Annotated in this window: 21 protein-coding genes and 2 tRNA genes; 5 read left to right on the top strand and 18 right to left on the bottom strand. The window is 71.7% G+C overall.

Features of this window, described 5'->3' with window-relative positions; all coding sequences use genetic code 11:
* Positions 1 to 18: 18 nt before the first annotated feature.
* Together JF597_RS17635 and lepA are read right to left on the bottom strand one after the other, a co-directional pair.
* A complete protein-coding gene (locus tag JF597_RS17635) occupies positions 19 to 1,893 on the bottom strand; it encodes a long-chain fatty acid--CoA ligase (protein WP_293995591.1) in 1,875 nt (624 codons plus the stop codon).
* A gap of 269 nt (positions 1,894 to 2,162) precedes the next feature.
* On the bottom strand, positions 2,163 to 4,037 hold the full coding sequence (lepA, locus tag JF597_RS17640) for a translation elongation factor 4 (RefSeq protein WP_293995594.1): 1,875 nt from the start codon (positions 4,035 to 4,037) through the stop codon (positions 2,163 to 2,165).
* Positions 4,038 to 4,259: 222 nt separating this feature from the next.
* Between lepA and rpsT the strand changes: the two genes are divergently transcribed.
* Positions 4,260 to 4,526, top strand: coding sequence for a 30S ribosomal protein S20 (gene rpsT / locus JF597_RS17645; protein ID WP_225100940.1), 267 nt, complete (start codon positions 4,260 to 4,262; stop codon positions 4,524 to 4,526).
* 210 nt (positions 4,527 to 4,736) lie between these two features.
* On the opposite strand, the gene holA is transcribed toward rpsT, so the two are convergent.
* From holA to leuS, 9 genes are all read right to left on the bottom strand, one after another.
* Positions 4,737 to 5,729, bottom strand: a complete 993-nt coding sequence (gene holA, locus JF597_RS17650; RefSeq protein WP_293995601.1) for a DNA polymerase III subunit delta — start codon at positions 5,727 to 5,729, stop codon at positions 4,737 to 4,739.
* Positions 5,730 to 5,801: 72 nt separating this feature from the next.
* Entirely contained in the window at positions 5,802 to 6,047 is a 246-nt protein-coding gene (locus JF597_RS17655; RefSeq protein WP_293995604.1) for a hypothetical protein, read from the bottom strand.
* Positions 6,048 to 6,117: 70 nt separating this feature from the next.
* A complete protein-coding gene (locus tag JF597_RS17660; RefSeq protein ID WP_293995607.1) occupies positions 6,118 to 6,999 on the bottom strand; it encodes a YceI family protein in 882 nt (293 codons plus the stop codon).
* A gap of 174 nt (positions 7,000 to 7,173) precedes the next feature.
* Complete coding sequence (locus JF597_RS17665; protein WP_293995696.1) at positions 7,174 to 8,037, bottom strand: arylamine N-acetyltransferase; 864 nt, start codon at positions 8,035 to 8,037, stop codon at positions 7,174 to 7,176.
* 13 nt (positions 8,038 to 8,050) lie between these two features.
* Positions 8,051 to 10,624, bottom strand: coding sequence for a ComEC/Rec2 family competence protein (locus JF597_RS17670; protein WP_293995610.1), 2,574 nt, complete (start codon positions 10,622 to 10,624; stop codon positions 8,051 to 8,053).
* Positions 10,621 to 11,763, bottom strand: a complete 1,143-nt coding sequence (locus JF597_RS17675) for a ComEA family DNA-binding protein (protein ID WP_293995613.1) — start codon at positions 11,761 to 11,763, stop codon at positions 10,621 to 10,623. The genes JF597_RS17670 and JF597_RS17675 overlap by 4 nt, the downstream gene beginning before the upstream one ends.
* Positions 11,764 to 11,895: 132 nt before the next feature.
* Positions 11,896 to 12,741, bottom strand: coding sequence for a DegV family protein (locus JF597_RS17680; RefSeq protein WP_293995616.1), 846 nt, complete (start codon positions 12,739 to 12,741; stop codon positions 11,896 to 11,898).
* A 72-nt stretch (positions 12,742 to 12,813) separates the two neighbouring features.
* On the bottom strand, positions 12,814 to 13,542 hold the full coding sequence (locus tag JF597_RS17685; protein ID WP_293995619.1) for a hypothetical protein: 729 nt from the start codon (positions 13,540 to 13,542) through the stop codon (positions 12,814 to 12,816).
* 151 nt (positions 13,543 to 13,693) lie between these two features.
* Positions 13,694 to 16,573, bottom strand: a complete 2,880-nt coding sequence (gene leuS / locus JF597_RS17690; protein WP_293995622.1) for a leucine--tRNA ligase — start codon at positions 16,571 to 16,573, stop codon at positions 13,694 to 13,696.
* A gap of 427 nt (positions 16,574 to 17,000) precedes the next feature.
* Between leuS and JF597_RS17695 the strand changes: the two genes are divergently transcribed.
* Complete coding sequence (locus JF597_RS17695; RefSeq protein ID WP_293995698.1) at positions 17,001 to 18,302, top strand: cytochrome b/b6 domain-containing protein; 1,302 nt, start codon at positions 17,001 to 17,003, stop codon at positions 18,300 to 18,302.
* Positions 18,299 to 19,912 carry an NADH-quinone oxidoreductase subunit NuoF family protein gene (locus JF597_RS17700; protein ID WP_293995625.1) on the top strand — a complete coding sequence of 538 codons (1,614 nt, stop codon included), beginning with the start codon at positions 18,299 to 18,301 and terminating at the stop codon, positions 19,910 to 19,912. Before JF597_RS17695 ends, JF597_RS17700 begins: the two co-directional genes overlap by 4 nt.
* Positions 19,913 to 20,091: 179 nt before the next feature.
* Here the strand turns inward: JF597_RS17700 and JF597_RS17705 are convergent.
* A tRNA-Ala gene (locus JF597_RS17705) sits at positions 20,092 to 20,164 on the bottom strand.
* Between the two features lie 113 nt (positions 20,165 to 20,277).
* On the opposite strand from JF597_RS17705, the gene JF597_RS17710 reads away from it, so the two are divergent.
* Entirely contained in the window at positions 20,278 to 21,489 is a 1,212-nt protein-coding gene (locus tag JF597_RS17710; protein WP_293995628.1) for a glycosyltransferase 87 family protein, read from the top strand.
* Here the strand turns inward: JF597_RS17710 and JF597_RS17715 are convergent.
* From JF597_RS17715 to JF597_RS17725, 3 genes are all read right to left on the bottom strand, one after another.
* The gene (locus tag JF597_RS17715; RefSeq protein WP_019523121.1) at positions 21,468 to 21,701 is read right to left on the bottom strand and encodes a hypothetical protein; all 234 of its coding nucleotides are present in this window, start codon (positions 21,699 to 21,701) and stop codon (positions 21,468 to 21,470) included. The two genes, JF597_RS17710 and JF597_RS17715, sit on opposite strands and share 22 nt — an antisense overlap.
* 3 nt (positions 21,702 to 21,704) lie before the next feature.
* Positions 21,705 to 21,878, bottom strand: coding sequence for a hypothetical protein (locus JF597_RS17720; RefSeq protein WP_107408581.1), 174 nt, complete (start codon positions 21,876 to 21,878; stop codon positions 21,705 to 21,707).
* Between the two features lie 68 nt (positions 21,879 to 21,946).
* Positions 21,947 to 23,416 carry an MFS transporter gene (locus JF597_RS17725; protein ID WP_293995658.1) on the bottom strand — a complete coding sequence of 490 codons (1,470 nt, stop codon included), beginning with the start codon at positions 23,414 to 23,416 and terminating at the stop codon, positions 21,947 to 21,949.
* Between the two features lie 123 nt (positions 23,417 to 23,539).
* Between JF597_RS17725 and JF597_RS17730 the strand changes: the two genes are divergently transcribed.
* Positions 23,540 to 24,451, top strand: coding sequence for a helix-turn-helix transcriptional regulator (locus JF597_RS17730; RefSeq protein ID WP_293995660.1), 912 nt, complete (start codon positions 23,540 to 23,542; stop codon positions 24,449 to 24,451).
* Positions 24,452 to 24,513: 62 nt separating this feature from the next.
* On the opposite strand, the gene JF597_RS17735 is transcribed toward JF597_RS17730, so the two are convergent.
* From JF597_RS17735 to rsfS, 3 genes are all read right to left on the bottom strand, one after another.
* Positions 24,514 to 24,586 (bottom strand) — tRNA-Ala (locus JF597_RS17735).
* Between the two features lie 110 nt (positions 24,587 to 24,696).
* Entirely contained in the window at positions 24,697 to 25,365 is a 669-nt protein-coding gene (locus tag JF597_RS17740; protein WP_293995662.1) for a histidine phosphatase family protein, read from the bottom strand.
* The gene (rsfS, locus tag JF597_RS17745) at positions 25,365 to 25,808 is read right to left on the bottom strand and encodes a ribosome silencing factor (RefSeq protein WP_293995664.1); all 444 of its coding nucleotides are present in this window, start codon (positions 25,806 to 25,808) and stop codon (positions 25,365 to 25,367) included. Before rsfS ends, JF597_RS17740 begins: the two co-directional genes overlap by 1 nt.
* Positions 25,809 to 25,866: the final 58 nt, after the last annotated feature.

The raw sequence follows: 25,866 nt of genomic DNA on the forward strand, positions 1-25,866 counted from the left end.
GCACCAGCCGGCGAACCCCTAGGCCTCCCGTGTCCCGGCGTACATCTCGTCGATGAGGTGCTTGTACTCCCGCTCCACGACCGGCCTCTTCAGCTTCAGGCTCGGCGTGATCTCCCCGTGCTCCACATCGAGGTCACGGGGCAGCAGCCGGAACTTCTTGATGGTCTGCCACCGCTGCAGCCCCTCGTTGAGCTCCTTGACGTACCCGTCGACCATCTCGACGGTCGCCGGTGCGGCCACCACGTCGGCGTAGGACCTGCCCTCCAGGCCGTTCTCCTTGGCCCACTCCAGGATCGCGGCCTCGTCGAGGGCGATCAGGGCGGTGCAGAAGTTCCGGTCGGCGCCGTGCACAAGGATGTTGGAGACGTACGGGCAGACCGCCTTGAACTGTCCCTCGACCTCGGCCGGCGCGATGTACTTGCCGCCGGACGTCTTGATGAGGTCCTTCTTGCGGTCGGTGATCCGCAGGTAGCCGTCGGGGGACAGCTCGCCGATGTCACCGGTGTGGAACCAGCCGTCGCTCTCCAGGACCTCGGCGGTCTTCTCGGGCAGCCCGTGGTAGCCCTGCATGATGCCGGGGCCGCGCAGCAGGATCTCGCCGTCGTCGGCGATCCGCACCTCGCAGCCGGGCAGCGGCTTGCCGACCGTACCGGTGCGGTAGGCCTCGCCGGGGTTCACGAAGGACGCGGCGGAGGACTCGGTGAGGCCGTAGCCCTCCAGGATGTGCACGCCGGCGCCGGCGAAGAAGTAGCCGATCTCGGGCGCCAGCGCCGCCGACCCGGAGACGCAGGCGCGCAGCCGCCCGCCGAAGGCCTCGCGCAGCTTGGAGTAGACGAGGCCGTCGGCGACCTTGTGCTTGGCGGCGAGCCCGAAGGGCGCGGTCGCGGCGCCGGTGCGCCGGAAGTTGTCCTGGGTGACCTTGGCGTACTCGCGGGCGACGTCGGCCGCCCACTGGAAGATCTTGTACTTGGCGGCGCCGCCGGCGCGGGCCTTCGCGGCGACGCCGTTGTAGACCTTCTCGAAGATGCGCGGCACGGCGGCCATGTACGTCGGCTGCACGACCGGCAGATTCTCGATGATCTTGTCGACGCGGCCGTCCACGGCGGTGACGTGACCGACCTCGATCTGCCCCGAGGTGAGCACCTTGCCGAAGACGTGCGCGAGCGGCAGCCACAGGTACTGCACGTCCTCGGCACTGATGAGGCCGGTCGCGGCGATCGCCTTCGCCATGTACGACCAGTTGTCCTGGGGCAGCCGTACGCCCTTGGGGCGGCCGGTGGTGCCGGAGGTGTAGATGAGGGTGGCGAGCTGGTCCTTGGTGATCGCGCCGACCCGCTCCTTGATGAGCTCGGGGTGCTTCTCCAGGTACCTGGCGCCGCGCTGCTCCAGTTCGGCGAGGGTGATGACCCAGTCGCCGGTCTCGACGCCGGCCGGGTCGATGACGACGACCTGGGTGAGCTCGGGCAGTTCGGCACGCTTCTCGACGGCCTTGGCGACCTGTGCCGCGTCCTCCGCGATCAGCACCCGGCTCTCGGAGTCGGAGAGGATGAACGCCGACTCCTCGGCGTTGGTCTGCGGGTAGACGGTCGTGGTGGCCGCTCCGGCGCACAGGATGCCGAGGTCGGCGAGGATCCACTCGACACGGGTGGAGGCGGCCAGGGCGACCCGCTGCTCGGGCTCGATGCCGAGTTCGATGAGACCGGCGGCGATCGCGTAGACCTGCTCGGCGGCCTGCGCCCAGCTGAGCGACTTCCAGTCGTCCGGGCCCTGGCCGGAGGCCGCGGGCACCGGGTATCGGTATGCCTCGGCGTCCGGTGTGGCCGCCACGCGATCCAGGAAGAGGGCCGCCACGGACGGCGGTCGGTTCTCGATCAGTGTCTGTGTGTCGGTCACGACATCCTCCGGGGCCCGCGACGGTGCGGCTGGCTCAGTGCGGCTGGGGTTTACTCACGGTGGGGTTCGCGCTGTTTAACTCGCGAGTAACTATCGAGCAGGGATCAGAGTAAGCCGCGACCGGCCTGTACGTAAGGGGCATCGGCCTGTCTGTTTCGCCGCATGTTCCACGCAGAGCGACGCTACGCGCGCGTAGGGGTCCGCCGCACTTTCGCACGGCGAACCCCTGTTGTACCCGATTTGTGGCCGCGACCGATCGTTACCCGCGGTTACTTCTTGCTCTTGGCCGATCCCGCGCTGTCATCGCTGGAGAGCACCGCGATGAAGGCCTCCTGGGGAACCTCCACGGAACCCACCATCTTCATCCGCTTCTTGCCTTCCTTCTGCTTCTCCAGCAGCTTGCGCTTCCGGGAGATGTCACCGCCGTAGCACTTGGCGAGGACGTCCTTGCGGATGGCGCGGATAGTCTCGCGGGCGATGACCCGGGAGCCGATGGCCGCCTGGATGGGCACCTCGAAGGCCTGCCGTGGAATGAGCTCGCGCAGCTTGGCGACGAGCCGCACGCCGTACGCGTAGGCCGCGTCCTTGTGGGTGATCGCCGAGAACGCGTCGACCTTGTCACCGTGCAGCAGGATGTCGACCTTGACCAGGCTTGAGGTCTGCTCGCCGGTGGGCTCGTAGTCCAGCGAGGCGTAACCGCGGGTCTTCGACTTCAGCTGGTCGAAGAAGTCGAAGACGATCTCCGCGAGGGGCAGCGTGTACCGGATCTCGACCCGGTCCTCGGACAGGTAGTCCATGCCGAGCAGGGTGCCGCGCCGGGTCTGGCACAGCTCCATGATCGAGCCGATGAACTCGGTCGGCGCGAGGATCGTGGCCCGTACGACGGGCTCGTACACCTCGTTGATCTTCCCCTCGGGGAATTCGCTCGGGTTGGTGACCGTGTACTCGGTCCGGTCCTCCATGACCACCCGGTAGACCACGTTCGGCGCGGTGGCGATCAGGTCGAGCCCGAACTCGCGCTCCAGCCGCTCCCGGATCACGTCCAGGTGCAGCAGACCGAGGAAACCGACCCGGAAACCGAAGCCGAGGGCGGCGGAGGTCTCCGGCTCGTAGACGAGCGCGGCGTCGTTGAGCTGGAGCTTGTCGAGGGCCTCGCGCAGCTCGGGGTAGTCGGAGCCGTCCAGCGGATACAGACCGGAGAAGACCATCGGCTTGGGGTCCTTGTACCCGCCGAGGGCCTCGGTGGCACCCTTGGCCTGGCTGGTGACGGTGTCACCGACCTTGGACTGCCGCACGTCCTTCACGCCGGTGATCAGATAACCCACCTCGCCGACGCCGAGTCCGTCGGCGGACAGCATCTCCGGCGAGTTGGTGCCGATCTCCAGCAGTTCGTGGGTGGCGCCCGTCGACATCATCTTGATCCGCTCACGCTTGTTGAGCTGGCCGTCGATGACACGGACGTACGTCACGACACCCCGGTAGGAGTCGTAGACCGAGTCGAAGATCATGGCGCGGGCGGGCGCGTCGGCGACGCCGACGGGCGCCGGGATCTCCTGGACGACCTTGTTGAGCAGCGCGTCGACGCCCACACCGGTCTTGGCGGAGACCCGCAGCACGTCGTCCGGCTCGCAGCCGACCAGGTTCGCCAGTTCCCCGGCGAACTTCTCCGGCTGCGCGGCCGGCAGGTCGATCTTGTTGAGCACGGGGATGATCGTGAGGTCGTTCTCCATCGCCAGGTAGAGGTTGGCGAGGGTCTGCGCCTCGATGCCCTGGGCGGCGTCGACGAGGAGGATGGTCCCCTCGCAGGCCGCCAGCGACCGCGAGACCTCGTAGGTGAAGTCGACGTGCCCCGGGGTGTCGATCATGTTGAGGATGTGCGTACTGCCCTGGTCCGGGCCCTCGGTCGGGGCCCAGGGCAGACGCACCGCCTGGGACTTGATCGTGATGCCGCGCTCGCGCTCGATGTCCATCCGGTCGAGGTACTGAGCACGCATCTGCCGCTGCTCGACCACGCCGGTCAGCTGGAGCATCCGGTCGGCGAGCGTGGACTTGCCGTGGTCGATGTGCGCGATGATGCAGAAATTGCGGATCAGAGCCGGGTCGGTACGGCTCGGCTCGGGCACATTGTTAGGGGTCGCGGGCACGCAGGGTCCTGTCTCTTGAGGCGCCTTATGCCTCGGGTCGGATCAATACGTAGTCTCCATGGTCCCATGACGGGCGACCGGGGACCGGTTTGGGCCATGGTCCGGCTCGCTGGTAACGTGGGCAGCTGTGTCTCATGCCCTCTCAGCGCGAGGCACGCTTTCAAGAAATTCATCGGTACGGGAGCTTCGCGGCCCCGCACCAGAACCTGAAAAGGCTCATTCGTGGCGAACATCAAGTCCCAGATCAAGCGGATCAAGACCAACGAGAAGGCCCGGCTGCGCAACAAGGCCGTCAAGTCCTCCCTGAAGACCGCGATCCGCAAGGCCCGCGAGGCCGCTGCCGCGGGTGACGTCGAGAAGGCCACCGAGCTGCAGCGCGCTGCCGCGCGTGCGCTCGACAAGGCCGTCTCGAAGGGCGTCATCCACAAGAACCAGGCCGCCAACAAGAAGTCGGCGCTCGCTTCGAAGGTCACGTCCCTCCAGGGCTGAACCCCTTCTTTGATCTGATCGCCGGAAGGACCCGGGCGGGCCCTCTCTCATCCGCCCCCGACCGGCACCCGAGGATCGACGCGCGGCCTGCGTTCGCCACGCGGGCGTCGATCGACAGCTCCAACCGAAGGCCCCGGTGCCTCGCCCTTCCCCAGGGCGGGCGCCGGGGCCTTCGGCCTGCCCGGGCGCCTCCGCACCCCTTCCGGCTCGCTACCCCCGGCCGCGTGACCGCGCCGCCCGCGCGATCGTCACCACGGCCTTCTCCAGGGCGTACTCGGGATCGTCGCCGGCACCCTTCACGCCCGCGTCCGCCTCGGCGACGGCCCGCAGCGCCACCGCGACCCCGTCCGGCGTCCACCCCCGCATCTGCTGCCGTACCCGGTCGATCTTCCACGGCGGCATCCCGAGCTCCCGCGCGAGATCGGCGGGCCGCTGCCCGCCCCGCGCCCCCGCGAGCTTCCCGATCGCGCGCACGCCCTGCGCGAGCGCGCTGGTGATCAGCACCGGGGCGACCCCGGTCGCCAGGGACCAGCGCAGCGCCTCCAGCGCCTCCGCGGTGCGTCCCTCCACGGCCCGGTCGGCCACGGTGAAGCTGGACGCCTCGGCCCGCCCGGTGTAGTACCGCCCGACGACGGCCTCGTCGACGGTGCCCTCGACGTCCGCGGCGAGCTGGGTGACGGCCGACGCCAGCTCCCGCAGATCGCTGCCGATGGCGTCGACGAGCGCCTGGCATGCCTCGGGCGTGGCGGAGCGCCCGATGGCGCGGAACTCACTCCGCACGAACGCGAGCCGGTCGGCCGGCTTGGTCATCTTCGGGCAGGCGACCTCCCGGGCGCCCGCCTTGCGCGCCGCGTCGAGCAGCGCCTTGCCCTTGACCCCGCCCGCGTGCAGCAGCACGAGCGTGATCTCCTCGGCGGGCGAGCCGAGGTACGCCTTCACGTCCTTGACCATGTCGGCGGACAGGTCCTGCGCGTTGCGCACGACCACGACCTTGCGCTCCGCGAAGAGCGACGGGCTGGTCAGCTCGGCGAGCGTGCCGGGCTGCAACTGGTCGGGGTTCAGGTCCCGTACGTCCGTGTCGGCGTCGGCGGCCCGGGCCGCGGCCACCACCTGCTGCACGGCACGGTCGAGCAGCAGCTCCTCCTGCCCCACGGCCAGGGTCACCGGAGCGAGCGGATCGTCATCAGCAGTCTTCTTGGCCATCGCGCCAAGCATCCCACGGCCCACTGACAACGGGACCGGCCGCGCCCGCCCCGCCCCGGGCCGTCCGCGTTCCTACGGCTCCTCCCGCCAGCCGTCCCACTCGCCCGCGAACTCCTCCAGCTCCGCCGGGTCCAGCCGCCCCTGCTCGTCCCTCAGCAGGACCAGCCACTGTGCGTCCTCGGCGTCGCCCTCCCCCGCCAGCGCGTCCCGTACCAGCCGGGGCTCCTCGTCGACCCCGAACCGCCGGCCGAGGGCCTCGGAGGCCTCCTCGGCCGCGTCCCGGTCGGGCAGCACCAGCACATGTCTCACATCGCTCACGGCCCCATTCTCGGGCACCGCCGGACCCGTGACGAGCCGCTGGTACGGGAGCGGGCCGCAAGCGGCGGGCTCAGCCCTTCGGGACGATCTGCACGTCCAGTTCGATGCGGATGCTCGGCCCGACCACCGCGATCCCGCGGGCCAGCATCGTCTGCCAGCTCACGGTGAAGTCGTCGCGGTGGAGTTCGGTGGTGGCCCGGCAGGCGGCCCGCACCTCGCCCTCCATGCCGTTGCCGAGCCCGAGGTACTCGGTGTCGAGGGTGACCGTGCGGGTCACGCCGTGCAGGGACAGCGCCCCGGTGACGCCCCACCTGGTGCCGCCCCGGTGCACGAACCGGTCGCTGTAGAACTCCAGGGTCGGAAAGCGCTGCACGTCCAGGAAGTCCGCGGAGCGCAGATGGTCGTCGCGCATCCGGACGCCCGTGTCGATGGTCGCGGCGTCGATCACGACGTGCATGGCGGAGCGCTCCATCCGGTCGGCGATCCGCACCGCGCCCGCGAACGAGTTGAACCGCCCGTGGATCCGGGCCAGTCCGATGTGCCGGGCAGTGAAGCCGATCGAGGAATGCGTCGGCTCGATCTCCCAGTCACCCGGCGCCGGCAGTTCCGGCGGCTGGGCGACCTGGAGGGTCACGTCACCGAGCGAGGCGAGGCAGTTCTCGCCGACCTGCGCGGTGGCCCGGTACGGCGTGAACCCCTCGGCGGACACCGCCAGCCGGTACTCGCCGGCCGGCACGGCCGTCACGAACGAGCCGTAGGGATCCGCGCCACCGCTGACCACCGTGCGTCCCATGGTGTCGCTGACCGCGAACTCGGCGTTCGTCACGGGTTCGTTGACCGGGTCGAGCACCCGGCAGCTCAGCACCCCGGCGTCGGGCGGGGTCTGCACCGCCGCGAGGGGGCCCGTCCGCTGCACCCGGTTCGTTCGGTTTCCCATCAAGCGGCCGAACATCCTCGCCACCCCTGTACGCCTCGCCGTCGTCCGTTACCGAAGAAACATTCGATCACTGATGCGGCTTTCGGGGCAACACGGGCCCACATCACGGGAATCCGGCGCATGCGCCGGAACTACGCACGAGTAGCATGCTACGCGCCGGTAGGGACACGTTCTCCCGCGAGACCCGAATTAGCCATTCCGGTTGTCTTTCCCCGGATTTCGCACGGTCGGCACAGCGTCCAGACCGATCCCGAACCGCTCCCGGTAGACCCCGAGCACCTCCTCGTCGTGCTCCAACTCCCGTACCGCACGCGTCCCGTCGGCCGCCGTCTCCGTCAGCGTCCGCCCGCTCAGCGTGATCCGCCCGCCGCCGCCGGTGACCCGGGAACAGACCAGCGACCGGGTGAAGTGCGACGACGGCGAGGTGCTGTGCCACCACGCCCCGGCCGTGAAGTCCCCGAGCACCCGCGGCCGCGCCTCCAGCCGGTACTGCGGCTGCCCGTCACGCAACACGTCCAGGTCCCCGCCCCCCGCGCGCTCCTCGCCACCGGCCCCCGCATCCGCCCCCGCCCCCGCCGCGTCCGGACCGGCCTGCGCGATCCGGAACATCCCGCCGGGATCGGCCTGCTCGCCCCGCTCCGCGAACGCCAGCGGGTAGTGACTGTGCGCCCCGAACCCCACGTCGGCGAGCCACTCGCCACCGTCCCCCGTCCGGACCCGCAGCGCGAGATGGTCGTACGGGATCCCGAGCCGCCCCTCCGCCCCGTACACCCGCCCCACCAGAGGTGTCACCTCGAAGCCGAGCGCGGTCAGCAACACCGCAAAGGCGCCGTTGAGTTCGTAGCAGAACCCGCCCCGGCCCGCGCCCACCACCTTCTCCAGCAACCGCTCCTCGGCCAGTACGATCTCCTCGCCGAGGTGGATCGACAGGTTCTCGAAGGGCACGGTCCGCAGGTGCCGCAGATGCAGTTCGCGCAGGGCGTCCGCGCTGGGCCGGGCCGGGCGGGCGGCTCCGAGCCGGCTGAGGTAGGCGTCGATGTGCCCCGGGTTCACCGAGTTCATGCCCTCAGTCTCGCGCCACGCGCAGCTCCCCCGCCTCCCCGCCCGGGCCACCACCGGTCACGGCGAGCGCCCCGTCCCGGTCGGTCCGCAGCACCACCGCCCCCACCGCGCGCAGTTCGGCCACCGTGCCCGGTGCCGGATGACCGTACGGGTTGTCCGCCCCGCAGGAGATGAGCGCGACCCGCGGTGCGACCAGCCGCAGCAGCTGCCGGTCCTGGTACGCGGACCCGTGGTGGGCCACCTTCAGCACGTCCACCCGGCCCAGTGCGGCCGCGTCCGGTGATCTCAGCAACTCCTGCTGGGCCGGGGGTTCGAGGTCCCCGAGCAGCAGCATCCGCAGCCCGGCCGAACGGACCAGCAAGGCGACACTGGCGTCGTTCGGCCCGTCCGGCGCCGGTGCCGGGTCCGGGGGCGGCCACAGCACCCGCCAGTCCAGCGGACCGGTCCTGCGCCGCTCACCGGCGACCGCCCGCGTGACCGGGACCCGGTGCTCGGCGGCCTCCCTTCTGACGAACTCGGCCTGGTCCGCGGGTTCCTCGAACCCCGTCGTCTCGATCTGCGCCACCTCACGGCCACGCAGCACCCCGGGCAGCCCCGCGACGTGGTCCGCGTGGAAGTGGGTGAGGACGACGAGCGGGATCCGGGTGATGCCGAGTTCCCGCAGGCAGTGGTCGACCAGCTTCGGATCGGGTCCGGCGTCCACGACCACGCCCGTGCCCGCGCCCGCCGCGAGCACCGTCGCGTCCCCCTGCCCCACGTCGCACATCGCCAGCCGCCAGCCGGGCGGCGGCCAGCCCGTGACCACCCGGGTCAGTGGCGCCGGACGTACCACCAGCAGCACGAGCAGCACCCCCAGCACCCCGCACCACCACGGATGCCGCAGCAACCGCCGCCCCAGCAGCACGACGGCCACCGTCACCCCGGCCAGCAGCAGCGCCCCCGACCAGCTCCCCGGCCAGTCCACGCCCGCACCGGGCAGCCCGGCCCCGGTCCGGGCGATTCCCGCGATCCACCCGGCCGGCCAACTGGCGCACCACGCCAGCATTTTGGCCACCGGCATCGCCACCGGGGCCACCGCCAGCGCCCCGAACCCCAGGACCGTGGCCGGCGCGACCGCGATCTCCGCCAGCAGGTTGCAGGGCACCGCCACCAGACTCACCCGGGCCGACAGCACCGCGACCACCGGCCCGCACGCCGCCTGCGCGGCCGCGGCCGCCGCCAGCCCCTCGGCCAGTCGCTCCGGCACCCCACGCCGCCGCAGCGCCTCGCTCCACCCGGGCGCCAGCAACAGCAGCGAACCGGTGGCCAGCACCGACAGCAGGAAGCCGTAACTGCGGGCCAGCCACGGGTCGTACAGCACGAGCAGCAGCACCGCCGTGGCCAGCGCCGGGACCAGGGACCTGCGGCGGCCGGTCGCCAGGGCGAGCAGGGCCACCGCCCCGCAGGCCGCGGCCCGCAGCACGCTGGGATCCGGCCGGCACACGACGACGAAGGCGAGGGTGAGCGCCGAGGCGAACAGCGCGGTCGCCCGCAGCGACAGCCCCAGGCGCGGAGCGAGCCCCCGGCGCTCGGTCTGCTGGGCCAGTCCCGGCGGTCCGATGAGCAGGGCGAGCAGGATGGTGAGATTGCTGCCCGACACCGCGAGGATGTGCGCGAGGTCGGTCGCCTCGAACGCCTCGTCCAGCTCCGGGCTGATGCGTGAGGTGTCCCCCACGACCAGCCCGGGCAGCAGAGCGCGGGCGTCCTCGGGCAGGCCGTCGGTCGCCTCCCGCAGCCCTGCCCGCAACCGCCCGGCCAGCCGCTGCGGCCCGCTCGGCTCCCCCACCACCGCGGGCGCGGGGCGGTCCCGTACCCGCAGCAGCGCCGCGACCCGGTCCCCGCCCGCCGTGGCCGGCGCCAGCCGCCCGCTCACCCGCAGCCGTGTCGAGGGCAGCAGCCCGAGCCAGCGTGCCCGGCCGCCACCGCCGGGTGCCGGTACCCCGGTGTCCACGGCCACCAGCACCGGTGAGCGCGTCGTCACCGCGGTCCCGTCGCCCTTCTCCACGCGGCGCACCTCGCCGCGCACCAGTACGGCGGCCGCAGTGGCGTGGTCCCCCCGCACGCGCGGCCGGGTGGCCCAGGGGTCGCCCGTGAGCTCCACCTCGGCGGTCACGGTGGCGTACACGCGGGCCAGACCGGGAACCGGTCCGCGGCGTACGTCCGCTCCGTGCAGGCCCGCGGAGGCGGCCGCCCCTGCGACGCAGAGGAGCAGCGCGCCGGCCGAGGCCCGCCGCCAGGCCGGCCGGGCGGACCCGACACCGGCCCTCGCCGTCCCCGGCCGGGGACCCGTCCGTCCGAGCCACAGCAGGATCACCCCGGCCACCAGGCAGACGGCGGCGGTCGCGGCCGTCCACCCCGCGGGCGCGTCCAGTGCCAGGGCCGCCGTGGCCCACACGGCCAGCGCGGGCGGCACCAGCCGCAGGTCGGCCCGCGCGTCCGGCCGGGCGTGCGCGGTGCGGCCCCGCCGTCCCGGGCCGTCGCGCACCGACCGGCTCACGGCCGCGGGTCCGGGGGCCGCTGCGTCGGTCCCGTGGCTCATGGCCGTACCAGATCCCGCAGGTCGGAGTAGCGGCGGTCGCCGATGCCCTTGACCTGACGGAGTTCGTCGACCGAACGGAAACCGGCGTGCTGGGTGCGGAAGTCGAGGATGTGCTGGGCCAGTACCGGGCCGACGCCGGGCAGCGCGTCGAGCTGCTCGACGGTCGCGGTGTTCAGCGAGATGGGGGCGGACGGCCCCGCTCCCGTCGCGGCACCGCCCACGGCCTGGCCGGGTGCGGCCGGCGGAGCGGGGCCCCCGACGACGATCTGTTCACCGTCCGTCAGGAAGCGGGCGCGATTGAGTCCGTCGGTGTCCGTGCCGGGCCGCACCCCGCCCGCCGCCCGCAGCGCGTCGGTCACCCGGGAGCCGGCAGGCAGAGTGTGGACTCCCGGATCCCGGACCTTTCCGGTGACATCCACCACAATCTCCCGGGCGGACCCGCCGGTTGCGGCGGTCGCGGCGGAACCGTCGAGCGCACCGGGCGCCGCGGCGGGACCTCCTCCGACGGCGGCCGCTCCGGCGGCCGCCCGCTCCCCGCTCTTCTCGTACGGCGCCTGGGCACGCACCGTCTCCGGCGCGCTCACGGACTCGGTCCGGCCCGTCCAGAAGTGCTGCACGGCCAGCGCCGCGGCCACGACGAGGACCATCCCCAGGGCAACCGCGCCCCGGCGTTCCAGCCCGCAGCGCGTCTGGAGCCACACCGGCATCCGCTCCCGCACCGCGAGCCCGACCCGGGAGCGCAGCCCGGGCAGCGCCGGCTCGCGCCGCGCCGCGGCTTCGCCGGCCAGCGCCCGGGCCGACGACATCACGGCCGCCGCCGTGGACAGCGCCGCCGCGGCGGTGCGCACTCCGGCCGAGGCCGTGCGCACCGCGGTCGCGGCCGCGGTCAGTCCGGTCGCCGCACCGGTGCCCGTCACCGTTTCCGCGGCGGGCGGTCCTTGCCCCGGCCCCGGCCCGGCGACGGCCCGTTCACCGAAGAGGAGTTCCGCCCGGCGGCGCAGTTCGTCGGCCGGAGCGGGACGGTGGCGGATGCGGGCGCGGACCGGGGACCGCCGGTGCCGGGTGCGGCCGTCGGAGCCGGCGCCCCGGCCCGGGCCACTGGTCGCATGTGTCTCGTGTGAGCGTGATCGAAGTGCCATGCGACGAGGATCGGGCTTCCCGCCGATCCGCGATGATCTTGTTTAGTTTCGGTGGACCGCGCCCGGGTTGTGGACAACTCCACCACCCGCACGAGTGATGGCTCCAAGGCCCGCACCCCTCGCGTGGCGGGCTCACCGCAGGGAGACGACCGCCCCGAGCAGGCCGGGGCCGGTATGCGCCCCGATGACCGCGCCGACCTCGCTCACATGCAGGTCGGCCAGCCCGGGCACCCGCGTCCGCAGGCGGTCGGCGAGGGCCGAGGCCCGGTCGGGAGCGGCGAGATGGTGGACGGCGACGTCGACCTCGGCGCCGCCCGCCCGCTCGGCCGCGAGCTCCTCCAGGCGGGCGATGGCCCGGGACGCCGTCCGTACCTTCTCCAGGAGCTCGATCCGGCCGCCGTCCAGCTGGAGCAGGGGCTTCACGGCCAGCGCGGAGCCGAACAGGGCCTGGGCGGTGCCGATGCGGCCGCCCCGGCGCAGGTAGTCGAGGGTGTCGACGTAGAAGTACGCGGAGGTACCGGCGGCCCGCTTCTCCGCCGCCGTGACCGCCTCGTCGACGGTGCCGCCGGCCTCGGCGGCCTCGGCCGCGGCGAGTGCGCAGAAACCGAGGGCCATCGCGACCATCCCGGTGTCGACCACCCGCACCGGGACGGGTGCCTCACGGGCGGCGACGACGGCCGCGTCGTAGGTGCCCGACAGCTCGGCGGACAGGTGGAGCGAGACGATTCCGGTGGCCCCGGACCCGGCTACCCTGCGGTAGGTCTCGGCGAACACCTCCGGGCCGGGCCGGGACGTGGTGACGGGCCGCCGCTTCTGCAAAGCCTGGGCCAGCGAACGGGTCGAGATCTCGGTGCCCTCTTCGAGCGCCCGGTCGCCGAGGACCACGGTCAGGGGTACCGCGGTGATGCCGTGGCGCTCCACCGTCCGCGGCGGCAGGTAGGCCGTTGAATCGGTGACGATCGCGACATGGCGGGACATGAGCTGGAGGTTACCTGGCGTAGCTCGGGTGCGGCAGCCCACCCCCGGCCGCCCGGACCGGGACCGGCCCTGTCAAGTGGTGCTCTCCGGCCGGGGCTTCTTCTGCCAGGGGTACGCACGGAGCCGGCCGGGCGGGGTGATCGCGGGCGGCACCGGCTCCTCGGCAGCGGCCGGCCGGGGTTCGCCGGGCCAGGTCTGGCGGTCGCCGTGGCCGGCGGCGGCCTGGGGCCACGGCGGGGCCTGCGCGGCCGGCTCCGGCCGCGTCCAGTGCCGCAGGGCGTCCGCCTCGACGCCGATCTGGGTGCTCAGGGTGTCCAAGTCGTCGTCGGCGAAGCGGCGGGCCCGGTCGTGGGCCGCCCAGCGCAGCGCGTCCGCGGACTCGGTGATCCGCTCGGTACGGCGGCGCAGCTCGGGCAGGCGGGTGGCGAGCGTGGCCCGGTCCGGTTCGGCCTCCAGGCGCCTGAGGTCGCCGTCCAGTTCGTAACCGTGCGCGCTGAGGCGCTGGAAGAGGCCCAGGGACTCCCTCAGCGACTCGTCCTCGGCGGCACCCGCGTGCAACGCGTCCTGGGTGGCCCGCATCGAGGTGCGCAGAGCGAGCCGGAGCTGCGCGATCTCGCCCGCCGGGCCGACCTGGACCATGGACCTGGCGCGCAGCGTGTGCTCCTCGACGGTGCGCCGGGCCTGGGTGATCGTGCGGTCCACGCCACGCTTTGCGGCGCCGACCGCCTTGAAGGTCACGTACGCCCCACCGGCGACGAAGAGCAGGAAGAGCACGGCGAATACGGCGATCACTGTTTCCACGGTGCTCCTCCTCGCTGCCCACCGCCCCGGCCGTCTGCGGGCACGGCGTGGGTGGCCGTGCTCCCCAACGGTAAACGCAAAGGGCAGGCCCGGAGTTCCGGAAGAACCCCGAACCTGCCCGTAAGGGACCACCCGGAGGTGGCCGGCAGTGTCACGCCGTGACGATGTTCACCAGCTTCGGCGCGCGGACGATCACCTTGCGGATCCCGGCACCGCCCAGCGCCTTCACGACCGTCTCGTCGGCCAGGGCCGCCTTCTCCAGCTCCTCGTCGGAGATGGCCGGCGACACCTCCAGGCGGGCCTTGACCTTGCCCTTGATCTGCACGACGCAGGTCACGGTCTCGTCGACGACGTAGGCCGGGTCGGCGGCCGGGAAGTCCCGGTGCACTACCGAGTCGGTGTGGCCCAGCTTGCGCCACAGCTCCTCGGCGATGTGCGGGGCCAGCGGCGCGATCATCAGGACCAGCGGCTCGGCCACCGATCGCGGTACCGCGCCGCCGGCCTTCGTCAGGTGGTTGTTCAGCTCCGTGACCTTGGCGATGGCCGTGTTGAAGCGCAGGCCCTCCAGGTCCTGGCGGACGCCGTCGATCGCCTTGTGCAGGGCGCGCAGCGTCTCCTCGTCCGCCTCGGCGTCGGTCACGGTGACCTCGCCGGTGGCCTCGTCGACGACGTTGCGCCACAGCCGCTGCAGCAGCCGGAACTGGCCGACCACCGCGCGCGTGTCCCACGGCCGGGAGACGTCCAGCGGGCCCATCGCCATCTCGTACAGGCGCAGTGTGTCGGCGCCGTACTCGGCGCAGATCTCGTCCGGAGTCACCGCGTTCTTCAGGGACTTGCCCATCTTGCCCAGCAGGCGGGTGACCTTCTCGCCCTGGTAGTAGTAGTCGCCGCCCAGTTCCTCGACCTCGGCGGCGGGCACCGGGAAGCCGCGGCCGTCGCGGTAGACGTAGGCCTGGATCATGCCCTGGTTGAACAGCTTGTGGAACGGCTCGGCGGACGAGACGTGCCCCAGGTCGTACAGGACCTTCGACCAGAACCGGGCGTACAGCAGGTGCAGCACGGCGTGCTCGGCGCCGCCGACGTACAGGTCGACACCACCGTGCGGCATGCCCTCGCGCGGGCCCATCCAGTACTGCTCGATCTGCGGGTCGACCAGCTGCTCGCTGTTGTGCGGGTCCAGGTAGCGCAGTTCGTACCAGCAGGAACCGGCCCAGTTGGGCATGGTGTTGGTCTCGCGGCGGTACTTCTTCGGTCCGTCGCCCAGGTCCAGGGTGACGTTGACCCAGTCCTCGTTGCGCGACAGCGGCGTCTCGGGCTGGGTGTCGGCGTCCTCGGGGTCGAAGGTGCGCGGCGAGTAGTCGTCGACCTCCGGCAGTTCCAGCGGCAGCATCGACTCGGGCAGCGCGTGAGCGACGCCGTCCTCGTCGTAGACGATCGGGAAGGGCTCGCCCCAGTAGCGCTGGCGGCTGAACAGCCAGTCGCGCAGACGGAAGTTGACGGTGCCCTCGCCGATGCCCTTGCGGGCCAGCCACTCGGTGATGCGGGCCTTGGCCTCGGCGACCGGCAGGCCGTCCAGCTTGATGTCGTCGCGGGAGGAGTTGATGATCTTCGCGTCGTACGAGGCGAAGGCGTCCTCCCACGTCGACGTGTCGGTGCCCCGGCCGTCGGTCGGCTCGACGATGCACACGATCGGCAGCTCGAAGGCGCGCGCGAACTCGAAGTCGCGCTGGTCGCCCGCGGGTACGGCCATGATCGCGCCGGTGCCGTAGCCCATCAGCACGTAGTCGGCGATGAACACGGGGATCTTGTCGCCGTTGACCGGGTTGGTCGCGTACGCGCCGGTGAAGACGCCGGTCTTGTCCTTGGCCTCGGCCTGCCGCTCGACGTCGGACTTGGCGCCGGCCTGCGCGCGGTACGCGGCGACGGCGTCGGCGGGGGTGGCGTGGCCGCCGGTCCACACGTCGTGGGTGCCCTCGGGCCAGGCGTCCGGGACGAACCGGTCGACCAGCGGGTGCTCGGGGGCCAGCACCATGTAGGTCGCGCCGAACAGGGTGTCCGGGCGCGTGGTGAAGACAGTGATCTTCTCGCCGTCGATCGGGAAGTCGACGCGGGCGCCCTCGCTGCGGCCGATCCAGTTGCGCTGCTGCAGCTTGATGGCCTCGGGCCAGTCCAGCTCGTTCAGGTCGTCCAGCAGCCGGTCGGCGTAGGCGGTGATGCGCATGTTCCACTGGCGCAGCTTGGCCTTGAAGACGGGGAAGTTGCCGCGCTCGGAGCGGCCGTCGGCGGTGACCTCCTCGTTGGCCAGCACGGTGCCCAGACCGGGGCACCAGTTGACCGGCGCGTCGGAGGCGTAGGCCAGGCGGAACTCGCCCAGGACGTCGCCGCGCTCGGTCGCGGTCAGCTCGTTCCACGCGCGCGTGTGGCCCGGTACGGCACGTTCACCGGACTCGAACTGGGCGATCAGCTCGGAGATCGGGCGGGCCTTGTCCGCCTCGTCGTCGTACCAGGAGTTGAAGATCTGCAGGAAGATCCACTGGGTCCACTTGTAGTAGTCCGGGTCGATCGTGGCGAACGACCGGCGCTTGTCGTGGCCCAGGCCCAGCCGGCGCAGCTGGACCTTCATGTTCTCGATGTTGGCCTCGGTGGACACGCGCGGGTGCGTGCCGGTCTGCACGGCGTACTGCTCGGCGGGCAGGCCGAAGGCGTCGAAGCCCAGGGTGTGCAGGACGTTGTGGCCGGTCATCCGCTGGAAGCGGGCGAAGACGTCGGTGGCGATGTAGCCCAGCGGGTGGCCGACGTGCAGGCCCGCACCGGACGGGTACGGGAACATGTCCATGATGAACTTCTTGGGCCGGGCGACCGCCTCGGGGTCGCCGGCCAGGTCGCCCGTGGGGTTGGGTGCCGCGTAGGTGCCGTCGGCGTCCCAGAAGTCCTGCCAGCGTGCCTCGATCTCGGCCGCCAGGGCTGCCGTGTAGCGGTGCGGCGCGGCCTCCGCCGACGTGGCGGCGGCAGCGGGGTTCGTCTCGCTCATGATCCTCAAAGCTCCATCGGTCGTCTCTGCCAGCGGCTGCGAACGTTCTAGAAACGAAAAAACCCCTCGCACAGGAGGGGACGCCGCGCCGATGCCGACCAGCCGTTTCGTCCGGCGGTCGGGACTGATCAGCGCGGCCCGCTAAGCAGAAGGCGTACGGCACGCATGGCGTCAGGGTACCGCAGGGCTTGAGCAAGCTGCGACGCGGTTGCGTATCAATGGTCGACACGTGCGTCTGAGGCGACCATCGGGACGAGAGTTGAACCAGGTTCAAGAATTACTTCGCGTAACGTCCGCTAAGGGACACCACAAGGGTTGCACCACCCTTTGATAACAACGCAATAACTCAAACCTCGTACTGATCGGTATGGCGCCACTTAGGCTGCGGCACCGGGACCGCTTTCCCGAACTGCTCGGAGTTGCCCCCATGAACCCTCGTCGTAGTAACAGCTCGCTTCCCAAGCCAGGCCGTTCGGCCTGGGGGGTGGCGTCCGCTGTCGTCCTGTTGCTCATACCCGTGGTTGTGCTGACCGGAGGCAGCCAGTTCCAATCGTTCCTGAACTTCGGCGCGGGCGTCCTCTCGCTCGTCTCGCTGAGCTGCTCGGTGATCTGGGGTCTGATCGCACAGGACCGCATCTTCCTCAACACCCGGCAGCGGATCGTCGGCCAGGCCGTGCACCGGACGACCGCGGTCGCCTCGATCGCGTTCCTGCTGGTGCACATCGTCACGAAGATCGCGCTGGATCACACCGTGGTGATCGCCGCGATCATTCCGTTCTCGCTCGGCATCACCGGAAGCGCCGGCCTGATCGGACTCGGTTCGCTGGCCGGACTGCTGATGATCTTCGTGGGTGTCACCGGCGCCCTGCGCAGCAACTTCGCCGCCCCGGCCGTCGTCGCAGCCCGCTGGCGGGCCATGCACATGCTGGCCTACCCGGCCTGGTGCGCCGCGCTCATCCACGGCCTGTACGCGGGCCGCGCGGCGAAGCCGTTCTTCATGATCTCGTACGACCTGTGCCTGATCGGCGTGATGGCGGCGCTGGCACTGCGCGCGGCCCCGCGCCCGTTCAAGCGGAGGGTGGCCGACCGTCTCGTCTCCGTCCTGGGCAGTTCCGAGCGGCCGGAGCTGGATGATCTGGACGCCAGCCGCGCCCGGGTGAGCGAGTCCGGGCTGCCGGGCTACGACGTCCTCCGTGAGCGCGAGCCGAGGCCCTCGCGCGCGGACACGGCGACCTCGCAGTCGAACCCGCTGTTCCCGTCCGCGGCGGCCGCGGCCCCCGGACCCGAGCCGGCGTCCGGCTTCGCCGCCGCCTACCGGGCGACGTCCACGCCCGGCCAGGCCCAGTCGCCGTTCGCGGCCGGCCAGACCGCACGCATGGAACGCCTGGACATGCAGGCCACGCAGGCCAACCCGCGCATGGACGGTCCGTCCAGCACCTCGGGCAGCTGGCCGATCCCGTCGCCGCCGCCGGTCGGTGAGGCGCCCCGGTCGGCGTACGACCCGATGCAGGACACCGGATACAACATCCCGGCCTATGGCAATCCGGGCGCCGACGGCATGGGCGGACGTGATGTGTACGACACGGGTGAGACGAATGCCCGGTACGGGACGTACAACTCGAATGACACGTACAACAGCGGTCCCGCCAACGAACCACCGCCCGGTGCGTCCTTCGACTCCCCGGGTTCGGGCGAACCTTGGAACACGCCTTCCGGAGGCTATAGGTGAACGAGGCCCTGCCCGACGTCCCAGAAGTCCGCGTGGTCGGCCTTCCACAGCTCACGTCGGGCTTCGACCTTGTCGAAAGACTTGATCTGCCCATGCACCTCAAGGTGCACGGGCCGCTCGAACCCCTGGGCGGGGAGCAGCTCGCGCAGCTCTCCGAACGCATCAACCTGAAGGGCCGCGGCGGCGCGGGCTTCCCCTTCCACAAGAAGCTGCGCTCGGTCGCCGAGGCCGCGATCAAGCGCGGGGTACGGCCGGTCGTCGTCGTCAACGGCAGTGAGGACGAGCCGGCCTGCCGCAAGGACACGGTTCTGATCAACCGTGCCCCGCATCTGATCCTGGACGGCGCGCTGCTGTGCGCCGAGGCGCTGGGTGCCCGCACGCTCGTGGTGGGGGTGACCCGGGAGTCCACGCAGCGCTCGATGGAGCAGGCGCTCGCCGAGCGCGGGCTGAGCAACGGCCGGCGTTCGGCACTGAAGGCGTTCGTCCAGCGCAACCCGGTCCGCATGGTCACCGGCGCCGCCGCCTCGCTGATCCGCTCGATCGACGGTGGCCCGGCGATCCCGCCCGGCCGCAAGACCAGTGCCTCGCAGAACGGTGTCGGCGGCGCGCCGACGCTGCTGTCGAACGCGGAGACGTTCGCCCAGCTGGCGATCGCCGCCCGGATCGGCCCGGAGCGCTACGGCAACACCGGTCTGTACGACGAGCCGGGCACCGTCATGCTGACGGTCTCCGGCGCGGTCGCCCGCCCCATGGTGATCGAGGTCCCCACGGGTGTGCCGCTGCGCTACGTCCTGCAGCTGGCCGGCGCCCCGCCGGTGCCGCAGGGTGTGCTGACCGGCGGCTACCACGGCAAGTGGATCGACGCGGCCACGGTCAACGAGGCGATCGTCTCGCGCAACTCGCTCGACGCCGTGGGCGGTGCGCTGGGCGCCGGCGCCATCCTGCCGATCACGCAGGAGACCTGTCCGCTGGGCGAGTCGCTGCGGGTCGCCCAGTGGCTGGCGGAGGAGAGCGCGGGACAGTGCGGTCCCTGCTATCTGGGTCTGCCGGCGGCCGCGCGCGGCATGGAGGACATCCTCAACGGCGGTGGCCCGGCCGCCCTGGAGGCGCTCAAGCAGGTCGCGAAGAACGTGAAGCGGCGCGGGGCGTGCTCGCACCCGGACGGCTCCGCGATGTTCCTCGAGTCGACGATCAAGGCGTTCACCGACGACCTCGCCGCGCACGTTCTCGGAAACGGCTGCGGACGGCCCGTGGAGGGCGTGCTGCCGCTCTTCGAGGACGGCAAGATGCCTTCGGGCATTCCGGGTGGCGGGGAGCCCGAGGACAACGGCGGCGGCAGCCGGCAGAAGATCTACGTCGACTGGACGCTGTGCCGGGGCCACGGTCTGTGCGCGGACATCCTCCCGGAGGTCTTCGAGCTGGGCGCGGACGGTTTCCCGACGGTCGCGCAGGCGAAGGTGCCCCGGTTCGCGGAGGCCAAGGCACTGCGTGCGGTGCGCCGCTGCCCGGCGCTCGCCCTGCGCCTGGAGGAGGACACGCGCTCGCAGGCGCCGGCCAAGAACCTGCCGGTTCTCTCGCAGGGCCGCGGCCGCCGGGCGCTGGGGCGCTGATCGCGTCTCGCGGATACGTGGGGCGGGCCACCTGAACAAGGTGGCCCGCCCCGCGTGTGCGAGAGGAGTCCGCGTGCGGGGTTCCCACGGGCGAGGTTTCCGCGGGTTTTGGGGGCAGCGCCGACCGGAACAACGCCGAAGGCGGACCATCCGTTCGGATGGTCCGCCTTCGACTTCTGTGGAGCTAAGGAGAATTGAACTCCTGACCTCCTGCATGCCATGCAGGCGCTCTACCAACTGAGCTATAGCCCCGTGTTTTGGTCCGCCCGGCTTCCCTGGCGGCGACGCCAACATTACACGGTCGAAGGGGTGCACCACCAAATCGTTTCCGTTCTGTACGGATACGGACGCTAGTGTCGGGCTTCGTGACCGTGATCGCGTTCTCCGAGACCCGGCGCCGGGTGCCGGTGGCCCTGGGGTCGTGTCTCCTGTCGTTCACGGCGTTCTGGGTGGCCCAGCGGGCCGCGCACGTGTCGATGATCGACCTGATGGTCTACCGGGCGGAGGGGGCGACCGTCCGCGCGGGCGGCGACCTCTACGCGCTGCGGACGACGGCGGCTCATCTGCCGTCCACCTACCCGCCGTTCGCGGCGCTGCTGTTCGTCCCGCTGACACTGCTGGACGTCACGGGCATGCGCACACTGGCCACGGCCGGGAACCTGCTCCTGCTGCTGGTGTTCGTCGGGCTGTCGATGCGGCTCGTCGGGCACACGCGCGTGGAGCACGTCCTGTGGGTCGCGGCGGCGGCGGTGTGGTGCGAGCCGGTGTGGACGACCGTGCGCTACGGGCAGGTCAACCTGCTGCTGGCCGTCCTGGTGCTGTGGGATCTGTCACGTCGTCCCGCCGAACGCCCGGACCGCTGGGCGGGGGTGGGCGTGGGGCTCGCGGCGGCGGTCAAGCTGACCCCTGCCCTGTTCGCGGTGTTCCTGCTCGCCACCGGCCTGGCCGCGCGCCTGGCCGGACGGGACGGTGGCCCGTGGCTGCGGCACGCGCGCGGGGCGGCCGCCGTCTTCGCGGGGGCGACCCTGCTGGCGGCGGCCGTCCTCCCGGGCGACTCGTGGCGGTTCTGGACCGGGATGGTGTTCAGGACAGGACGGGTGGGGCGGGCCGAGGAGACCGCGAATCAGGCCCTGCGCGGCGTTCTGGCGCGTCTGCTGCACACTCCCGACCCGGGAGCCCTGTGGGCCGCCGCCGCGGCCCTGACGGCCGTCCTGGGGCTCGCGGTGGCGGTGACGGCGGAGTTGCGCGGCCGGCGGGCCTGGGCGGTGGCCGTCTGCGCGGTGACCGCACTGCTGATCAGCCCGGTGTCCTGGTCGCACCACTGGGTGTGGTGCGTGCCGGTGGTGCTGCTGCTGTGGACCCGCGGGCACCGGACGGCGGCCGCGGGCGCGCTGCTGGTCTTCTGCTCGTACGCCCCGTGGTGGGTGCCGCACGGGCACGGGCGGCCCGAACTGCACCAGGGCGTCCCCGCCTTGACCCTGTCGGCGCTCTACACCGTCACCGGGGTGGTGTTCCTGGCGCTCGCCCGGACATCGTTGCCGAAGCCGGGACCCGGTCAGGCCGTGACGAACGAATAGAAGCGCTTGAGCGTGCAGTGTTCCTCGAGGAGCCGGCCGTAGATCGGCTCGCCCTCCAGCTCACGGTAGGTCTCGATCGGGTCGCCTTTTATGATCAGCGCCCGCGCGCATTCCTCGCACCAGTACTGGTAGTCGGGGTTGAGCGGCTCCATGTCGCGGACGATGGGGGTGCCGCTCCCACACCAGTCGCACTTCCGCCTGTGTGCACCCATCGATCAGCTCCAGCTGTGGCCGCAGGCCGTGCACACGTAGGAGATCCCGCCGTTGTCGCCCAGCACCTGGGCGACATGCGCGGAACCGCAGGAAGGGCAGAGCAGCCGGGTGATCGTGTCCCGTATCAACGCCGCACCGAGGAGGTGGCCGCCCTCCTCAAGGATGCTCGCAGGCATCGCTACTCCTCCCGTCGGGCCGCGTCCCCTTCCGGCCGTTTGATTCTGCCACGGCCGGACCAATACGGTCAGCGACGCCTCAGTACCAGTCCGGACACGGCCCCCGCGGCCGCTGTCGCGGCGAGCGCCCATGCGCAGGCTGTCAGCGCCTCCGCAGAGGTATACGCCTGCGGGCCCCCAACTGACTCAAGCCGGTTCAAGAACAGTGTGCCGAACGCGGCGACGCCGATGAGCTGACCGAGCTGGGTGACGGTCGCGAGCAGTCCGCTGGCGTCCGCGGCGTCCTCGGGGCGCACGGTTGCGAGCGCGCCGGTGAGCGTGGGACTGAAAGCGAGCGCGAGCCCCGCGCCCACGCCGGCGTACGCCACATAGAGCCGCGCGCCCCCGTCGCCGCCCCCGTCGAAGGCCAGCCCGACCCCGGCCACGCCCAGCGCCGTGAGCACGAACCCGGCCGGGGGCAGCGCCCGCTGCCAGACCGCCGGCCACCTGCGCCAGGTGAGGGCGACCGCGCCGAAGACGACGGCGGTCGGCGCGAAGGTGAGACCGGCCCGCTGCGCGCTGTAGCCGAGGCCGCGCTGGACGTGCAGGGTGAGGGTGAAGAGGAATCCGGCGTTGACGGCCATGACGGCGAGGATCCGCAGGACGGCCAGGCCCATGCCGGGGTGGCGCAGTACCCGGGGTGCGACGATCGGGGCGCCCCCGCGCCGGGCCAGCCTTGCCTCGTACCCGCAGAACAGCGCGAACAGGAGCACGGCGGCGGCCAGGGACAGCCAGGACCACAGCGGCCAGTCCTCCTCCTGGCCGAGGACCAGGGGGACGGTCAGCAGCGACACGGCGGCCGCCAGCAGGACCAGGCCGGGCAGGTCCAGGCCGCGTGCCCGCTCGGGACCGGATCCGGCGCCGGGCGGCAGGACACGTCGGCCGAGGACGAGAAGTACGGCGCCGACGGGCACGTTGACGAGGAAGACCGGCCGCCAGCCGGTGCCGAACAGGTCGGCGCTGACCAGGACGCCGCCGATGATCTGGCCGGCGGCGGCGCCGACCGCGAGGACCGCGGAGTAGGCGCCGAGTGCCCGTATGCGGGCCTCGCCGGTGAAGGCGTGCTGGATGATGCTGAGGACCTGCGGGATCATCACCGCCGATCCGGCGCCCTGCACCAGCCGGAACACGATCAGCTCGGTTGCTCCCTGGGCCAGGCCGCAGGCGAGCGACGCCGTGGTGAACAGGGCGAGGCCGGCGAGGTGGACCCGGCCGTGGCCGAGCCGGTCGCCGAGCCGGGCACCGGTGATCAGCAGCACCGAGTACGTGATGGCGTAGCCGGCCACGACCAGTTGCAAGTCGGCGCCCGTGGCGTTGAGTTCGGAACCCATGGTGGGGGCCGCGACGTTCACGATGAAGACGTCCAGCACGGCCATGAACAGGGCCGCGAGGACGACCACGAGGAGCAGCCGGGGCCGGTTGTCAGTGCCGGGTGTTTCACTTCTCGCAGGGGTCGGAGCGGCTGCGGGACCTGGTCCCTTCCGGGATGTCGTCGTCATGCGACCGAGCGTGGCGGCGGGCCGGTACGGGTGCCGAGAGCCCGCCGATGCTGGTACTGGCAGCACCTGGCAGGGGACGGGGGCTGCGCCCACGACGGAGACGTGACGACGGGGGACGTGACGATGGCGACGACAGCACACCGCCGCAGGCCCGAGCTGGCTGCGTTCCTGCGCAGCAGGCGGGCCCGGGTGCAGCCCGCGGACGTCGGGATGCCGCCGGGGCTGCGGCGGCGTACGCCCGGGCTGCGCCGGGAGGAGGTCGCCCAGCTCCCGGGCGTGGGCGTGACCTGGTACACGTGGCTGGAGCAGGGCCGGCCGATCAACGCGTCGGCGCAGGTGCTGGACGCGGTGGCGCGGACCCTGATGCTGGACCTGCCGGAGCGGGAGCATCTGTACCGGCTGGCGGAGGTGCCGTTCGCCCCGGTGCCGCAGAGGCTGTCCCGAACGGTCGGCGCGGAGGTGCAGGGCATCATCGACGCGCTGGACCCGCTGATGGCGGTGGTGTACACGTCACGCTACGACGTGCTGGCCACCAACGCCGCCTACCGGGACCTGTTCCTGGTGCCGGAGACGGTGCGGATCGGTGTGCCGAACGTGCTGTGGACGCTGTTCACGGTCCCGGTGGAGAGCAGCCCGGTGGTGCACCTGCAGCGTGAGCTGCCGGTGATGGTGGCGACCCTGCGTTCCTCCTACGGCAGACATGTCGGCGAGCCGGCCTGGGAGGACTTCATACGGGCGCTGTCCCAGGCCAGTGGGTACTTCGCCCGGTTGTGGGAGAGCGGGGCGGTGGCGCAGCCGGGGCCGCGGGTGAAGACGTTCCGTCATGAGGCGGTGGGCGAGCTGCGGATGACGTCGCAGTCGCTGTCGATCGACGGGATGCCGGAGGCGCGGATCGTGGTGTACACGCCGGAGGACGAACGGACGCGGGAGCGGGTGGCGTTGCTGCGGGAGCGCAGGCAGCGGCTGTGGCCGGTGACGGAGGAGGAGGCCACCGAGATCCTCCGGGAGTGGGACACGAGAAATCCCGCCCTCTGAAAGAGGACGGGATTCCCATCACCGATCTTTGACAACTCGACAGTGTGTGGAGTGCCGATCTGTGGAGCTAAGGAGAATTGAACTCCTGACCTCCTGCATGCCATGCAGGCGCTCTACCAACTGAGCTATAGCCCCTTGCGCTCTTCCCGTCTTTCCGCTCGGCGGGGCGAACAAGAAGAACTTTAGCCTGCGACCTGCCGGAAAGTGAAATCCGGGTCCCGGCGGGGCGGGGTGGCCGCCGGATCTCAGTCGTCGTCGCCGAGGACTGGCTCCGGGAGGGTGCCGGCGTTGTGCTCCAGGAGCCGCCAGCCGCGGGCGCCTTCGCCGAGCACGGACCAGCAGCAGTTGGTGAGGCCGCCGAGGCTCTCCCAGTGCCGGGACTCCAGGCCGAGGAGGCGGCCGATGGTGGTGCGGATGGTGCCGCCGTGGCTGACGACCACGAGGGTGCCGTCCTCGGGGAGCTTCTCGGCGTGCCGGAGCACGACGGGGGCGGCCCGGTCGGCGACCTCGGTCTCCAGTTCGCCGCCACCGCGGCGGACCGGCTCGCCGCGCTTCCAGGCGGCGTACTCGTCGCCGTGGCGGGCGATGATCTCCTCGTGGGTGAGGCCCTGCCACACGCCCGCGTAGGTCTCCCGCAGCCCCTCGTCGCGGATCACGTCGAGGGAGGTGAGGGCGGCGAGCTGGGCGGCCGTGTCGGCGGCCCGCCGCAGGTCGGAGGAGACGATCGCGTCCGGGCCGAGGGAGGCGAGCAGGCGGGCCGCGCGGCGGGCCTGGCCGATGCCGGTCTCGGTGAGCTCGACGTCGGTGGAGCCCTGGAAGCGGCGCTCCACGTTCCAGGCGGTCTGGCCGTGCCGCCACAGGATGATGCGGCGGCCGCGGCCCCTGCTGTCGGTCACCTCGCCCGTGGCGCTCATCACCAGTTCCCGCCCGGCTCGCCGGAGTCCTCGGCGGCCTGCAGTCGGGCGTGCTCCGCGGCCTTGCCGCGGGTGGCCTTGGCGTCGGCGGGCAGTTCGATCTCGGGGCAGTCCTTCCACAGCCGTTCCAGGGCGTAGAAGACGCGCTCCTCGCTGTGCTGGACGTGGACGACGATGTCCACGTAGTCGAGCAGGATCCAGCGGGACTCCCGGTCGCCCTCGCGGCGCACCGGCTTGGCGCCGAGTTCTTTCTGGAGGCGTTCCTCGATCTCGTCGACGATCGACTTGACCTGGCGGTCGTTGGGCGCGGAGGCCAGCAGGAAGGCGTCCGTGATCGACAGGACGTCGCTGACGTCGTAGGCGATGACGTCGTGGGCGAGCTTGTCGGCGGCCGCCTGGGCGGCGGCGGTGATGAGCTCGAGGGAACGGTCGGTTGCGGTCACTGCGTGGCTTTCCGTCGGCGGTCGTTTGACCTCAAGGGTCTCACGGACCGCCGGGCGC

Source organism: Streptomyces sp. (assembly GCF_019510245.1).
Classification (GTDB): Bacteria; Actinomycetota; Actinomycetes; order Streptomycetales; family Streptomycetaceae; genus Streptomyces.

Coding starts and splice junctions, on each gene's coding strand:
- holA (WP_293995601.1), bottom strand. CDS start 5,729: ATGGCCAAGAAGACTGCTGATGACGATCCGCTCGCTCCGGTGACCCTG.
- JF597_RS17660 (WP_293995607.1), bottom strand. CDS start 6,999: ATGTTCGGCCGCTTGATGGGAAACCGAACGAACCGGGTGCAGCGGACG.
- JF597_RS17670 (WP_293995610.1), bottom strand. CDS start 10,624: ATGAGCCACGGGACCGACGCAGCGGCCCCCGGACCCGCGGCCGTGAGC.
- JF597_RS17675 (WP_293995613.1), bottom strand. CDS start 11,763: ATGGCACTTCGATCACGCTCACACGAGACACATGCGACCAGTGGCCCG.
- JF597_RS17680 (WP_293995616.1), bottom strand. CDS start 12,741: ATGTCCCGCCATGTCGCGATCGTCACCGATTCAACGGCCTACCTGCCG.
- leuS (WP_293995622.1), bottom strand. CDS start 16,573: ATGAGCGAGACGAACCCCGCTGCCGCCGCCACGTCGGCGGAGGCCGCG.
- JF597_RS17695 (WP_293995698.1), top strand. CDS start 17,001: ATGAACCCTCGTCGTAGTAACAGCTCGCTTCCCAAGCCAGGCCGTTCG.
- JF597_RS17715 (WP_019523121.1), bottom strand. CDS start 21,701: ATGGGTGCACACAGGCGGAAGTGCGACTGGTGTGGGAGCGGCACCCCC.
- JF597_RS17720 (WP_107408581.1), bottom strand. CDS start 21,878: ATGCCTGCGAGCATCCTTGAGGAGGGCGGCCACCTCCTCGGTGCGGCG.
- JF597_RS17725 (WP_293995658.1), bottom strand. CDS start 23,416: ATGACGACGACATCCCGGAAGGGACCAGGTCCCGCAGCCGCTCCGACC.
- JF597_RS17730 (WP_293995660.1), top strand. CDS start 23,540: ATGGCGACGACAGCACACCGCCGCAGGCCCGAGCTGGCTGCGTTCCTG.
- JF597_RS17740 (WP_293995662.1), bottom strand. CDS start 25,365: ATGAGCGCCACGGGCGAGGTGACCGACAGCAGGGGCCGCGGCCGCCGC.